Raw genomic sequence first — 13855 nt, forward strand, 5'->3', positions numbered from 1 at the left:
GGCTTGCTATCTGGTTGATCCAATATGTCACAAACAGGCCTACGCGGTGGAGACACCCTCTCGCTCCAGAACCGCTCGCACCTCTTCAAAAGCTGCGGCTATATTGTTGCGAGGAAATCTGATCTGACCAAGCCCCTGAATGTTCGAGAACTCCGCACATCCCTCCTCCAACAGGACTATGGCTTTGGTGAAGCCGAGACGACCCTGAAAAAGCCCTACCTCATGAATGACATTCATCCGGGCACGCTCGGACCCGTCTTTCATTTCATCTTCAGCGGTAAGTACGACCAAGGCACACGCCGCGCCGTCCAGCATCTCTGACAGGCGCGCGATATTTGTGACGCCAGCCACGGGAACGCGGTTGAATTCCTCATAAGGCAGCCCCAGTCGACCCACCACGAAATCTTTCAACTCTCGCCACAAAGGAGATCGGCCGTGGCCAATGAATACATTGGTTCCTATCCGCTCTTCTCTACGACTTTTCTTACTGCGGCGACCCAAATGAGAACCCGCCTTTCTAGCAATTTTACTTAGCTCGCTACATTCATCGGCAGGAATTTGTAGGGCCGCAATTTTTGCAATAACTTCTTGGTGAGGTGCGAGGTGCAGGCCGCCGCTAATCGCATTACTGTCGCGCGACCAAACTTGACCGCTTGGTAGCATGGCGCGACCTAAAACATCTGCGGTTGGCAGAGATATTTTCTCCGCCTCATCTTTTAGCCTTCGGAGAAACTCGTCACTTTCTTCATCCAAAGCGACCGTCAATTCTGAAATAATTTCATCACGGATATCTTCAATTTTTTCACGTATTGCCGCGCTATCACGGATGGCTAGTGTAATATCCGGATTACCTGCTCGCCGCTCGATCTCCTCCTTCACGGCCCCACTTGGATATTCCTGCCAATCGCCAACAGATCCCATGCTGGTAAAACTCATGTCCATTAGCCCCCATTCCGGACTAAACTGCGCTCCTGGTGGCCGAGACGACAAATTAGAATAATAGACATAGGCATGATAACCCATGTTGGAACCACTCCAGGATTCTTGAAGACGCACCGCCTCATCCATTATTTTTTTGAGTTGAGGGTGGTGCACCTGCTTAAATGCCTCAGATAAATTTTGTAAGTCTTCAGCATATCCTAATAAGCTCAATGGATTTCTCCCAGGCAACAAATGGCATTGATTCGATTTTCTTGATTATTGTAGGGCTTCTGTCCCTTTCTGTATCCACATCTTCGGTAGGCGCTGCCCTCCAAGAGTGAGAGGGCGGCGCTTCGCTTCGTGACGGGTTGGAGGTCGAGAGAGAGGCTCTCGGCCGCCCGTCGCGGAGTAAATCCCGATGGCTACTGCCGTTCAGAAAATCACCCTGTCGTCCTCGCGCGACATCCCCTTCAACAAGCTGGTGCTCAGCCAGTCCAACGTCCGGCGCGTGAAGGCCGGCGTCTCAATCGAAGACCTGGCGGCTTCGATCGCTCGTCGCGGCCTGATCCAGAGCCTCAGCGTCTTTCCCGTCGTTGATGCCGAAGGCAACGAGACTGGCATGTTCGAGGTGCCCGCCGGCGGCCGCCGCTTCCGCGCACTCGAACTGCTGGTGAAGCAGAAGCGTCTTGCCAAGGTCGCGCCCGTCCCCTGCGTGGTCCGCGATCGCGACGACGCCATACTCCCCGAGGAGGTGTCGCTGGCCGAGAACATCGAGCGCGCCCCGCTCCATCCCCTCGATCAGTTCCGCGCCTTCCACGACATGCTGACCAAGGGCATGACCGAGGAGGAGATCGCCGCGGCATTCTTCGTGCCCGTCAACGTAGTCAAGCAGCGCCTGCGCCTCGCAACCGTCTCACCCACGCTGCACGACGTCTATGCCGACGACGGCATGACGCTGGAGCAGCTCATGGCCTTCACCGTCTCCGAAGACCACGAGCGTCAGACCCAGGTCTGGGACGCGATCAAGGACGCCTGGTCGAAGGAACCCTATCAGATCCGGCGCATGCTGACCGAGACCACGGTGCGCGCGTCCGACAAGCGTGCCGTCTTCCTCGGCATCGAAGCCTATGAGGCGGCTGGCGGCACCGTCATGCGCGACCTGTTCCAGGCCGACGATGGCGGCTGGCTGCAGGACGTGGGGCTTCTCGATCGCCTAGGACCTGTCCCCATAAAGGGGTTTCGTTGATGTATGAGATTTGATTCAACCTCCCTGATAAGGAGGTTGCCATGCGCCGTCACGAGTTGAGCGATAAGGAATGGTCGATCATCGAGCCGCTGCTGCCGCGCAAGAGCCGGGGCGTGAAGCGTGTCGATGATCGACGTGTCATCAACGGGATCCTTTGGCGTTTCCGCACCGGCTCGTCGTGGCGCGACGTGCCAGAGCGCTACGGCCCACGCACGACGCTCTACAACCGGTTCTGCCGATGGCGCGCATCAGGCGTCTGGGACCAGCTTCTGGACGCGGTGTCAAAGGCTTACGACGGCGACATCGTGATGATCGACAGCTCCTGCGTCCGCGTTCACCAGCATGGTGCCGGCGCGAAAAAGGGGGATCTGAAGATCCGTGCATGGGACAGTCCCGCGGCGGGTTGACGACCAAGATCCATGCGCTGGTCGATGCTGAAGGTCGCCCGGTGAGGATCGAGCTCACCGCCGGGCAGGCCGGCGACGCGCCCATGGCCACGAAGTTGCTGGAGACGATGACGCCGGGCGCAACCGTACTGGCCGACAAGGCCTACGATACCGACGGCATCCGGGCTTTCGTGGCCGCACGCGGTGGCTGGGCGAACATCCCGCCAAGGATCACCCGCAAAGGCACATTCGCCTTCAGCCCCTGGGTTTATCGCCAGCGCAACCTGGTCGAGCGCTTCTTCAACCGCCTCAAGCAGATGCGAGGTATTGCGACACGTTATGACCGGCGCGCCGACAACTACCTCGCAGCTGTCAAACTCGCTGCTCTCAGGATTTGGATCAAATCGTTATGAGTCCGCTGCCTAGAGGCAGCTCGCAGGCGAGGCGCACCGCCACCAACGACCACGCGCACCGGCATCATGCATATGCGGAGGGCACCAGCCTTCACCTACGCCATGATGATCGAAGGCGCTTCACCCCCTTCGTTCAAGATTGGCTGGGCGTTTGACTGGAGGCAGCGGGAGCGCGATTTCAACCAGGTAGCCATGCCCGAGCTCGGTGGCGTTCGATATCGCACGATCCTTCACGAACTGTGGGATACTGCCATGGATGCTTTTCGCATGGAGCAGGCGCTCCTCCGCCATTTCGACGCTCTCCGGCATGCGCGCAATCAGGAGGTGGTATCCGCGGTCGCGGCGGACAAGATCCAGAAGTCGTGGATCGACTACCTTTCGAACCACAGAAGGCGGAGCACTCGGGGAGGAAAAGGCACATGAAGAATCCATCCCCCATGGTCAGCAAGAGCACCAGGTTTCCCTTCCAGGTTGCTGTTTCCTGTTGGGTTGACCTGCTCGGCTATGGCGAGATGATTTCCGCCTCCGGGTTCAATCCACTGCACGCCGAAGCGCGCGATGCCCTCGCTCGCATCAGGACTTTTCATCGTATCGTCGCCGAGCACAGCGCGAGATACTTTCCTACATTGGTGATGAATGATGGGGCGGTCGCCTATCGTGATCTCTCCCTGCGAGCGCGCTCACCTACTCACGATTTTCTCGTGCGGGCGTGGAAGATGTTCGAGGAGGTCCGGAACGAGGACATGAAGAGTGGCCATCCAGGACCGCGGATGGTCTTGGCCTGCGGGTTTCGCATGCTGGGACGGCGTGCCGGCCTGGACGCGTCTCGCGACCACTTCAAATCAATCGTCGATCGGTTGCAGAGGGGCGATATCGGCGCCGAGCAAGCGGTACGCGAGGCGGCATCGATGCGGCCGCGCTTTGATATCGTCCCTCAACTGCAAGCGAACTTCGCCTTCACAAAAGCCTATGTCGCCGAGCAAACCGGGACGAAGGGCAAGCTTCCTGGTCCCGCATTCTACGTGGACATGGCGATATTCGGCGACGACCGTCCGCAATGGATTGATCTCGGCCCTGACATTGACTGGGCACACCCCAAGCTGAACTTGCACGCGGTGTTCGCCGAGGTCCGTGGCATGCAGGATGGGCGACATCCGATCGGTGGCCCGACCGATATTCGCGATGGCCTTGCCGTTGCGCAGACGCTCGCCAATGACCCAGATGTCCTTTTGGCGCTACGCGCTGCGGAAAAACGGTAAAGATCGCCTGTGGGTGGCCCGCTCCCCATCCACAGCTGGACTAAACAGATCTGCGTCCGTTAACCCCATGTGATCGCCGCTTTCGTGGCCCAACGCGCCGCAGCAGTGCTTGGGCCGGGATGCGCTTCCGCTTGGACAGAATGCGTTCCGTAGCGTCATAGCGCGTGATCCGCCGGCCCTGACAGGGTATTCGAGAGTCGTAGTGTTCCGGAGAGGCGACAACCGTGCCGCATTACGTTTTCGAATCCGATGATGGTGGCAACATCGTCCGAATCCTAAAAGACAACCAGCCGCACGACCAATCGGTGCATCTGGAGCAGCTATACTCGATCGTTACAATCTACTTCCGGCTCGCATCCGAGCATCTCGCGCGGATGGTGTCGCTCCAGGAGTGTAACGCCAGGCGGTGTGCCGGTCTGCAGTCGTTCCTGATGGGCCTCACGGGACTAGAGGCGTTCACTAATACATTCTTCCAACTACGCGCGCAGGAGCTAGGGAGCGAGGAGATGATCGCACGAATCGCTAAGACCCACGGTTCGCTCTCGCGGAAGATATCCGACCTAGTCGCGATGACGCCGGACGGCCCCCTCGTCGATCAGGAAGCGCTTGTCAAGAGGATCTTCGAGCTCTCCCAATTGCGACACGAGATCATGCATCCCCGCTGGACCCCGTCAGCGCTGACCATCGCCGGACAGGTACCGGTCAACATTATGGGTCTAGTCGAGAACCGCCAGGCGATGTTCGAGGACGAGACGCTGTGCCGGGAGGCCCTTCTCTGGTGCCTGCTAGCCGTCGCGCGGATAGGTGAGGCTCGTGGCCACCAGGAACTGAGCGGTTTCATGTTTCACTGGACCGGGAACTATGGCCTGACCCTGGGTATGATCACTTTACAACTCGGCATTCCCTAATGGGCCTATCGCCCCACCTACCGTCGCCCTGAAAAACCAAAACGCTTATGTCCGCTTTATCCATCGCGATCCAAAAGCTGCCAATCCGCAAACAGGCCTCTTCCCGGACGTACCAGTCTAGCTGAGGAAATGTCAAAAAAGTCCGGCGCTTCGAGCTTTGCCCGATTCTCAATTGCCTCCCATAAACACCATCGACGGTGGCAACAGCGTCGGCACTCGCTTCACTCCGTTCACCCAGGCATCGACCATGTCGGCCCATTCCTGGAGCATATGCCGGCGCTGCGGTTCGTATTCGGCCTTGTTGTAGACGCCGCGTGACGAGCGCCCGTCCTCGTGGGCGAGGCATTTCTCGATCCAGTCGCTGTTGAAGCCCATCTCGTTCAGGAGCGTCGAGCCGGTCCGGCGCAGGTCGTGGACGGTGAACGGCTCCAGCGGCAGCCCCTGCTTCTTCGCCCGGGCCACGACGGCCGTGGTCACGCGATTGAAGGTCGCGCGCGACATGGGGGCATCGGCATCATAGCGGGACGGCAGCAGATAGCGCGAGTTGCCGGCGCAGGTTTTCAAGGCGATGAGGTTGTCGAGCGATTGTTGCGACAGATAGACGTTGTGCGCCTTCGACCGCTTCATGCGCTCCTTTGGGATGGTCCAGACGGCGTTCTCGAAATCGACTTCATCCCAGACCGCGTCCTGCAGCTCGCTCTTGCGCACCATGGTGAGCAGGATCAGGCGCAAGCCGAGGCGGATGGTCGGCAGGGTCGGCACGTGCTCGATCTGCTGCAGCATGATCTTGATCTCGGCCGGTGACAGCGCGCGATCCTTCGGCTGGAAGGTCGCGATCGAGGCCGGCCCGACCTCGTCAGCCGGGTTCGGCACCTTCTCGCCGTGCAGGATGGCGAAGGCGAAGATCTGTTTGACGATGTCACGAGCGTGGACGGCGGTCGCCGGGGCGCCGCGCTCCTTCACCTTGGCGCAGAGCTGGCGCAGATCGTCCGGCGTCACCTCGGTCAGAAGGCGGTTCTTCCAGGCGGGGAGAATGTCGCGATCGAGGATGGCCTTACGCATCGAGCGGGTGCTTTCCGCCATGCGCGCTTCCTTTATCCATAACGCGCTCACCGCGCCGAAGCTGCGCTCCATGGCCTTGCGCCGTTTGTCGCGCTGTTTCTCGTGCGCGGGAGAAAGCCCCTCCGCCACCTGCTTGCGAGCAGCGATGCAGCGCTCGCGGGCTTCGGCGAGTGTGAGGCCATCGGCGCCATAGCGGCCGATCGTCAGCGTCTCCCGGCGGCCGTTCAGACGGTAGTCGTACCGGAAGGTGATTTGACCTGTCGTGGCGACGGAAACGTACATACCGTCACGGTCGGCCACCTTGTATAATTTATCCTTTGGTTTCAGCCTCTTGATGGCCATGTCTGTGAGCATTTGGACGGCCTCGTTGACGATCTAAAACGCCTTTTCGAGCCCCAATTTTACCGTCAAATCTGATACCGTCAATCAACGCGAATAATCGTTATAAAACAGCCTGCTAACTTTGTTTTCCGTGGGCTTCTTCCGTTTTCGGTCTGACGGTAGGGTAAAAATCCGCCTGACGGCGAAAAACACATACCGTCGCGCACACCGTCAGAGCCCATCGCTTGAAGGCGATAGGCTCCGATAGTGATCGATTGACTTTTTGTTTGATTTCAGCTAGTTATGAGGGTGTGGCGATAGTTCGTGAAACGCCACGAACCACATCATTTCACTCCCACTCGATCGTTCCCGGAGGCTTGGAAGTGATGTCGTAGGTGCAGCGGTTGATGCCCTTCACCTCGTTGATGATCCGGGTCGCCGTTTCTCCCAGGAACTCGTGGCTGAACGGATAGTAGTCCGCCGTCATGCCATCGACCGAGGTTACAGCGCGGAGCGCGCAGGCGTAATCGTAGGTGCGACCGTCGCCCATCACGCCGACCGTGCGTACGGGCAGGATTGCCACGAATGCCTGCCAGATGGCGTCGTAAAGGCCATGCTTGCGGATCTGGTCGATGAAGACGGCATCCGCCCGCCGCAGGATCTCAAGCTTTTCCCGCGTGATCTCTCCCGGGCAGCGGATGGCAAGGCCTGGCCCCGGAAACGGGTGCCGGCCGATGAAGTGGTCAGGTAGACCAAGCTCCCGGCCGAGCTCCCGGACCTCGTCCTTGAACAGCTCGCGAAGCGGCTCGACGAGCTTCAGCCCCATCTTCTCCGGCAGGCCACCCACGTTGTGGTGCGACTTGATCGTGACCGACGGGCCGCCGGAGAACGACACGCTCTCGATCACGTCCGGATAAAGTGTGCCTTGCGCGAGAAATTCCGCGCCGTCGATCTCGCTCGCATGCTTCTGGAACACGTCGATGAAGAGCTTGCCGATCGTCTTGCGCTTCACTTCCGGATCGGACACGCCTTCGAGTGCGTCGAGGAAAAGATCCTGCTCCTGCGCATGGATGAGCTGCATGTTGTAGTGGTCGCGGAACATCGTCACGACCTCTTCAGCCTCGTTCAGGCGCAGGAGACCGTGATCGACGAAGACGCAGGTGAGCTGATCGCCGATGGCCTCGTGAATGAGGACGGCAGCCACCGAGCTGTCGACGCCGCCGGAAAGACCACAGATCACCCGCTTGTCGCCGACCTGTTCGCGGATCCGGGCGATCGCCTCCTCGCGGTAATGGCCCATCGTCCAGTCGCGCTTGCAGCCGGCGATCTCGATGAAGTTCTCGTAGAGCGTCTTGCCATTCGGGGTGTGATGCACTTCCGGATGGAACTGGACCGCGTAGAAGTGCCGCGCAACGTCCGCAGTGATCGCGAAAGGCGCATTCGGCGACGTGCCATAGACCTCGAAACCCGGCGCGATCTGGCTGACGTGGTCGCCGTGGCTCATCCAGACCTGCTCGCGCTCGCCTTCGAACCAGCCCTTCAAGAGATCAAGCTTGCCGTTCTGAGGCGTGACGTAGGCGCGGCCGAATTCCGCCGTCTTGTGACCGCTCTCCACCTTGCCGCCAAGCATGTGCATCATTGCCTGCTGCCCGTAGCAGATGCCGAGCACCGGAACGCCGATCTCGAACACCGCCGGAGGCGGCAGGGGCGCCCCGTGCGAAAAGACCGAAGCAGGCCCGCCCGAGAGGATGACCGCCTTGGGCGCAAAGGTCTCAAGGAAAGCATCATCGACGTTCTGGAACGGATGAATCTCGCAATAGACGTTGAGCTCCCTCAGGCGCCGGGCGATGAGCTGCGTTACCTGGGAACCGAAGTCGATGATGAGAATGCGATCGGTCATGCGGCGGCCTGTTCTTGGCGAGTGGAACTTGAAGTCATGCGGCGGTCATGCGTTCTTGACCATGACAGCGACAAAGAAGCCGTCGGTCCCGGTGGAGGCCGGGGTCATGGTTATGGTCTTCATGTCGGCGGACCAGGGATGCGGCTTGTCGAAGCCGAACGTGTCCTGCCAGACCTCGCCAACGGAAACGAGCTCGAACTCCTCGTTGGCCTCGGTGAAGCGGTACACCTGCTCCTCGTTTTCCTCTGCCAGGACGGAACAGGTCGCATAGATGAGGAAGCCGCCCGGCTTGACGAACGCCGATGCGATCGAAAGTGCCTGTTCCTGCTCCGCGATCCGGTCCTCCAGCGCGGGTTCGGAAAGCCGCCACTTGGCATCGGGCCGCCGGCGCCAGACGCCAGTGCCGGTACACGGGGCGTCAACCAGCACCCGGTCCATGCGCCCGACCAGATCATCAAGCGCGCCTTCGACGGGTTGCCGCACCTGAATGTTGCGGGCCCCCGCCCGCGCGATGCGCTCGTGAATGGGCGCGAGCCTCAGCTTGTCGCTGTCATAGGCGTAGATCTGTCCCTTGTTCGCCATCGCGGCCGCCAGAGCCAGGGTCTTGCCACCGCCACCGGCGCAAAAGTCGAGCACCTGTTCGCCGGCCTGTGCGAAAACAAGCAGGGCAGCGATCTGGCTCGCCTCGTCCTGAAGCTCGAACCAGCCCTTTCGGTAGCCCTCTTCCGCCTGGACATGCGGCATGCGCGCAGGCCCCGGGCGCGCCTTGAGCCGGACGCCCGTTGGGGCGATCCGCGTAGACTCGGCACCGAGAGACGAAAGCCGCTTCAGCACCTTCTCCCGCGTCGCCTTCAGCGTATTGACACGCAGATCGATCGGCGCCCGCTCGGCAAGCGCGGCACCTTCGGCCACGGCTTCGTCATCGAAATTGGCGGCGAAGGACGGCCAAAGCCATTCGGGAATATCCGCCTTTACCCAGTCGGGCGCATCTTTAAGGGAATTGGCGGCAATCGCCGCCTTTTCCTTGTCGCTCAATGCAGCCGGCGCGTGACGATCCTCGGCCAGGGCCGCATTCACGGCCTCGGCGTCGTTGCCCCATTCCAGCGCATAGACACCGAGCACGAGATCGCGGGCGCTCTCCGCCCCCATCCGCCAGGCGAGCGATGAGCGTTTGCGCAGAACGTCGAAGACCAGGTTGCCGATCACCGTCCGGTCGCCCGATCCGGCGAAACGATGGCTCGTCCCCCAGTCCTTCAACGCTTCCTGCACCGGGCGGCGCCGGCTTTCGATATCCTCGATGACCTCGATTGCCGCAGAGAGGCGGCCGCCGTCCTTCATACCGTCATCCCTTTGCGCACCCGGCGCGTTTGAGCTGTCTTGAGGCCCTCGCGATCAGACGTGCGAGGGGTAGTTCGGGCTTTCGCGCGTGATCGTCACATCATGCGCATGACTTTCGCGCAACGAGGCCGAGGTGATGCGCACGAAGCGGGCCTTCTCCTGAAAGTCCGAGATCGTTTTGGCGCCCGTATACCCCATTGCCGCACGCAGTCCACCGGCAAGTTGGTGCAACACACTGGAAAGCGCCCCCTTGTAAGGCACCTGCCCTTCGATCCCCTCCGGCACCAGCTTCAACGTGTCGCGAACTTCCGCCTGGAAATACCGGTCGGCGGAACCGCGCGCCATGGCGCCAACCGACCCCATCCCGCGGTAGGCCTTGTAGGAGCGGCCCTGGTGCAGATAGACCTCGCCGGGGCTCTCGTCCGTGCCGGCCAGAAGCGAGCCGATCATCGCGCACGAGGCACCGGCGGCAAGCGCCTTGGCCAGATCGCCGGAATACTTGATGCCGCCATCAGCCACGATAGGAACATCGTCCTTGGCGGCCACTTCAACGGCCTCAAGGATCGCGGAAAGCTGTGGCATGCCGACGCCTGCCACGATGCGGGTCGTGCAGATGGAGCCCGGCCCGATACCAACCTTGACCGCATCCGCACCTGCATCGATCAGTGCTTTGGTCGCATCGGCCGTCGCCACGTTGCCAGCCAGCACCTGAACCGCGTTGGAGAGCTTCTTGACCCTGGCAACCATCTCGAGAACGCGCTGGGAGTGTCCGTGCGCGGTATCGACCACCAGCATGTCGACGCCGGCATCGATCAAACGCTCTGCCCGGGAAAATCCCTCGTCGCCGACGCTCGTCGCCGCAGCGACCAGCAACCGGCCCTGAACGTCCTTGGACGCGTTCGGATTGAGGTGGGCCTTTTCGATGTCCTTCACCGTCACCAGGCCAATGCACTCGTGATCGGAATTGACGACGAGGAGCTTCTCGATGCGGTGCAGGTGGAGGAGTTTCTTGGCTTCTTCCTGGCTGACCGTCTCGCGAACCGTCACGAGCCCTTCCCGCGTCATCAGCTCATAGATGCGCTGGTCGGGATTGGAGGCGAACCGCACATCGCGGTTGGTAAGGATGCCGACGAGGCGCCCGACGTGCTGCCCGCCGGAGCCACCGTTCTCCACGACCGGAATGCCGGAGATCTTGTGCATGGCCATAAGGTCCAGCGCGTCCTTCAAGGTCGCGTCAGGGCCGATCACCACCGGGTTCACCACCATGCCCGATTCGAACTTCTTGACCTGCCGGACCTCTTCGGCCTGCTGATCGTGGGTCATGTTTTTGTGAACAACGCCGATGCCGCCCGCCTGGGCCATTGCGATGGCAAGCTTCGACTCGGTGACCGTGTCCATCGCGGACGACAGGATCGGCAGGTTCAGTTCCAGACCACGCGTAACCCGCGAACGCAGCTCCGTTTCGCCGGGCAGCACTTCGGAATGTCCCGGCAGGAGCAGGACATCATCGAATGTCAGTGCTTCGCGGCTTTGAGAAGGTTCATAAAAGGCGGGCATCGGCCAAGTCCCCTTGAATAAAAAACGGATTACGCCGCGCGCCTTGGGAGGAAGACGGGCGGGCGACGAATCTCTGCGGTCCCGGAGGAGTTGGCGCGGGTCAATACCACGCGCACCCGGCAATGGGAAGTGCAATCCAACGGCCTCAATGCCGCGCCTCGTTTCGACGGGCATGCCCCGGCCTGCCGGTTGCGACGGCCTTATCGGTTTCTGATATACATGAGGATCGGAACCTCAGCTCCCCGCCATCGTTCCCACGCATGAATGGAAAGACCCGCCGGCAGAACACGCTGCGCGCGGCGCCCGAAGACAGGGCACAGCGACCGCGCGATCCCGCCACAACCAGGACATCCCGTTGAACTCCCGACAACGCATCGTCGCACTTACCGTCGCCTGCGCCCTGTTCATGCAGACGCTCGATTCCAGTGTCCTCGGCACGGCGCTGCCGGCAATCGGACGCGATTTCAATCTCGACCCCGTCCGCCTGCACCTGGCGATGACGTCCTACCTGATCGCACTCGCGGTTTTCATGCCGATGAGCGGCTGGATCGCCGACAGATACGGCACGCGCAACGTGTTGCGGATCGCAATCGTCATCTTTGTCGGCGCATCGATCGGCTGCGGCTATTCGACGTCCATTCTCGAACTCGTTCTGATGCGGATCGTCCAGGGCGTGGGCGGCGCGATGATGGTGCCTGTGGCCCGCCTCGCCCTGCTGCGCGCCGTCCCAAAATCCTCGCTCGTGCAGGCGATGACGTGGGTTTCCGTGCCGGCCCTGCTCGGCCCCGTCGTCGGCCCGCCGCTCGGCGGCTTCCTGGTGACGTATGCAAGCTGGCCCTGGATCTTCTGGATCAACGTGCCGATCGGCGTCATCGGCATTGTGCTCGCCACAATCTTCTTCGAAAACCTGCGCGCACCCGACATCCCGAAGTTCGATCGCGTCGGCTTTCTCTATTCCGCCATCGGCGTTGCCGGCACCCTGTTCGGCCTCGAGCTCGCGCCCCGTTCGAACGCCGCGACTCTTCCCGGCTACGGCCTGCTCATCGTCGGCATCATCTCCGCCCTGCTCTATGCACGGCACGCGAGACGTCACGAAGCGCCGATTCTCGACCTGTCGCTTCTTTCGGTGTCGACCTTTCGCGTCTCGATCCTTGCCGGCTCGCTGTTTCGCATCGGCATCGGAGCGATTCCCTTCCTGCTGCCGCTGATGCTGCAACAGTCCTACGGTCGCTCGGCCCTGTCCTCGGGACTGATCACGTTTTCCGCCGCAGCCGGCGCCATCGCCATGAAATTCGTCGCGCCGCGCGCGCTGGCGGTTGCCGGCTTTCGCAAGACACTGACCTGGAACGCTGCACTCGCCGGTGTGTCGATCGCCGTCATCGCCGCCTTCACCGATGCCACTTCGGTTGTGGTGATGCTCATGGTGCTGTTCATCGGCGGCTTTTTCCGATCGCTCCAGTTCACCGCAATCAATGCCATCGGTTTTGCCGATCTGGATGACCGTCAGATGAGCCGTGCGACGGGGTTCTCGGCCATGGTGCAGCAGCTCTCACTCTCGATCGGCGTGAGCATCGCGGCACTCATCCTGCAATTGTTGCCCTACCTGCGCACGGAGGCAACCGCCTCGGAGACCGATTACTCGATCGCCTTCCTGTTCGTGGGAGCTCTGGTGACAGCATCCGCCCTCGCCTTCGCCCGGCTTGAAGCGGATGCCGGGCAGGCCGTTTCCGGCCATGCGGCAACCGTCGGAGGGGCGCACCGTCCACCGTCCGATCCGCGAACCTGAAGACGTTCGTTACCGGTCGCCGTCCGGTTTGCCGCGAAAGCCCTTGGCGAGAACGAAAAGCTCCGGGCTTTCCTTGCGGCTCGACGGCGGCTTGAGGTGGTGAACGGAGGTGTATTCCTTCTTCAGCTCCGCCAGGAGCGCGTTTTCCGTGCCTCCCCGGAAGACCTTGGAGAGAAACACGCCGCCGGGCACGAGCACCTCGCGGGCAAAGTCGGCCGCCACCTCGAAAAGATGAGTCGTGCGCAGGTGGTCAGTCTGCTTGTGGCCGGTGGTGGGGGCCGCCATGTCGGAAAGGACGAGATCGGCCTTGTGACCGCCCAACGCCGCCTTCAGCACCTCCGGCGCGTCGTCGTCCAGAAAGTCCTTTTTCAGAAAGACGACCCCGGGGATCGGGTCCATGTCGAGAAAATCGATGGCAACCACATGCGGGTCCGTATCTGTGGAACCGACGCGGTCCGCAATGATCTGGCTCCAGCCTCCCGGGGCGGCGCCGAGATCCACCACCCGCATGCCGGGCTTGATGAAATCATGCTTCTCGTTGATTTCCAGAAGCTTGAAGACAGCCCGCGAACGATAGCCTTCCTGCTTGGCACGCCGCACGTAGGGATCGTTCAACTGCCGCTGAAGCCATCTGGTGGACGACGACCGGCGCCCGCGCGCGGTCTTCACCCGTACATGCATTCCGCGATCGCCACTGCCGCGCTTGTCGTCGCCGCTCATTTCCGCTCCCAAACACTTCCGTTCGGTCCGTCGTCCGC

General features: G+C 61.2%; 10 protein-coding genes and 2 pseudogenes. 6 read left to right on the forward strand and 6 right to left on the reverse strand.

The window, feature by feature from the left end:
• Positions 1-39: 39 nt before the first annotated feature.
• A complete protein-coding gene (locus V2L18_RS21800; RefSeq protein WP_336180464.1) occupies positions 40-1152 on the reverse strand; it encodes a TIR domain-containing protein in 1113 nt (370 codons plus the stop codon).
• A 187-nt stretch (positions 1153-1339) separates the two neighbouring features.
• Between V2L18_RS21800 and V2L18_RS21805 the strand changes: the two are divergent.
• From V2L18_RS21805 to V2L18_RS21825, 5 genes and pseudogenes are all read left to right on the forward strand, one after another.
• Positions 1340-2137, forward strand: a pseudogene (locus V2L18_RS21805) (ParB N-terminal domain-containing protein); the annotation flags it as partial.
• Between the two features lie 71 nt (positions 2138-2208).
• Positions 2209-2966: pseudogene (locus V2L18_RS21810) on the forward strand (IS5 family transposase).
• 102 nt (positions 2967-3068) lie between these two features.
• The gene (locus V2L18_RS21815) at positions 3069-3389 is read left to right on the forward strand and encodes a hypothetical protein (RefSeq protein ID WP_336180465.1); all 321 of its coding nucleotides are present in this window, start codon (positions 3069-3071) and stop codon (positions 3387-3389) included.
• On the forward strand, positions 3386-4225 hold the full coding sequence (locus V2L18_RS21820; RefSeq protein WP_336180466.1) for a hypothetical protein: 840 nt from the start codon (positions 3386-3388) through the stop codon (positions 4223-4225). Before V2L18_RS21815 ends, V2L18_RS21820 begins: the two co-directional genes overlap by 4 nt.
• A 224-nt stretch (positions 4226-4449) precedes the next feature.
• Positions 4450-5133, forward strand: coding sequence for a hypothetical protein (locus tag V2L18_RS21825; protein ID WP_336180467.1), 684 nt, complete (start codon positions 4450-4452; stop codon positions 5131-5133).
• Positions 5134-5301: 168 nt separating this feature from the next.
• Here V2L18_RS21825 and V2L18_RS21830 read toward each other — a convergent pair whose 3' ends face one another.
• From V2L18_RS21830 to guaB, 4 genes are all read right to left on the reverse strand, one after another.
• Entirely contained in the window at positions 5302-6549 is a 1248-nt protein-coding gene (locus tag V2L18_RS21830; protein WP_336180468.1) for a tyrosine-type recombinase/integrase, read from the reverse strand.
• Positions 6550-6865: 316 nt separating this feature from the next.
• Positions 6866-8416 carry a glutamine-hydrolyzing GMP synthase gene (gene guaA / locus V2L18_RS21835; protein ID WP_336180469.1) on the reverse strand — a complete coding sequence of 517 codons (1551 nt, stop codon included), beginning with the start codon at positions 8414-8416 and terminating at the stop codon, positions 6866-6868.
• Positions 8417-8461: 45 nt separating this feature from the next.
• Entirely contained in the window at positions 8462-9754 is a 1293-nt protein-coding gene (locus V2L18_RS21840; RefSeq protein ID WP_336180470.1) for an RsmB/NOP family class I SAM-dependent RNA methyltransferase, read from the reverse strand.
• Positions 9755-9808: 54 nt separating this feature from the next.
• Complete coding sequence (guaB, locus tag V2L18_RS21845; protein WP_336180471.1) at positions 9809-11311, reverse strand: IMP dehydrogenase; 1503 nt, start codon at positions 11309-11311, stop codon at positions 9809-9811.
• A gap of 355 nt (positions 11312-11666) precedes the next feature.
• Here guaB and V2L18_RS21850 point away from each other — a divergent pair, with 355 nt between their 5' ends.
• Positions 11667-13097 (forward strand): MFS transporter, encoded by a 1431-nt coding sequence (locus V2L18_RS21850; protein WP_336180472.1) that lies wholly within the window; start codon positions 11667-11669, stop codon positions 13095-13097.
• Positions 13098-13106: 9 nt separating this feature from the next.
• Here V2L18_RS21850 and V2L18_RS21855 read toward each other — a convergent pair whose 3' ends face one another.
• Positions 13107-13817, reverse strand: coding sequence for an RlmE family RNA methyltransferase (locus V2L18_RS21855; RefSeq protein ID WP_336180473.1), 711 nt, complete (start codon positions 13815-13817; stop codon positions 13107-13109).
• Positions 13818-13855 lie beyond the last annotated feature (38 nt).

Source organism: Breoghania sp. JC706, assembly GCF_037026715.1.
In the GTDB taxonomy this organism is placed as follows: Bacteria; Pseudomonadota; Alphaproteobacteria; order Rhizobiales; family Stappiaceae; genus Breoghania.

Coding starts and splice junctions, on each gene's coding strand:
- V2L18_RS21815 (WP_336180465.1), top strand. CDS start 3,069: ATGATGATCGAAGGCGCTTCACCCCCTTCGTTCAAGATTGGCTGGGCG.
- V2L18_RS21820 (WP_336180466.1), top strand. CDS start 3,386: ATGAAGAATCCATCCCCCATGGTCAGCAAGAGCACCAGGTTTCCCTTC.
- V2L18_RS21830 (WP_336180468.1), bottom strand. CDS start 6,549: ATGCTCACAGACATGGCCATCAAGAGGCTGAAACCAAAGGATAAATTA.
- guaA (WP_336180469.1), bottom strand. CDS start 8,416: ATGACCGATCGCATTCTCATCATCGACTTCGGTTCCCAGGTAACGCAG.
- V2L18_RS21840 (WP_336180470.1), bottom strand. CDS start 9,754: ATGAAGGACGGCGGCCGCCTCTCTGCGGCAATCGAGGTCATCGAGGAT.
- guaB (WP_336180471.1), bottom strand. CDS start 11,311: ATGCCCGCCTTTTATGAACCTTCTCAAAGCCGCGAAGCACTGACATTC.
- V2L18_RS21855 (WP_336180473.1), bottom strand. CDS start 13,817: ATGAGCGGCGACGACAAGCGCGGCAGTGGCGATCGCGGAATGCATGTA.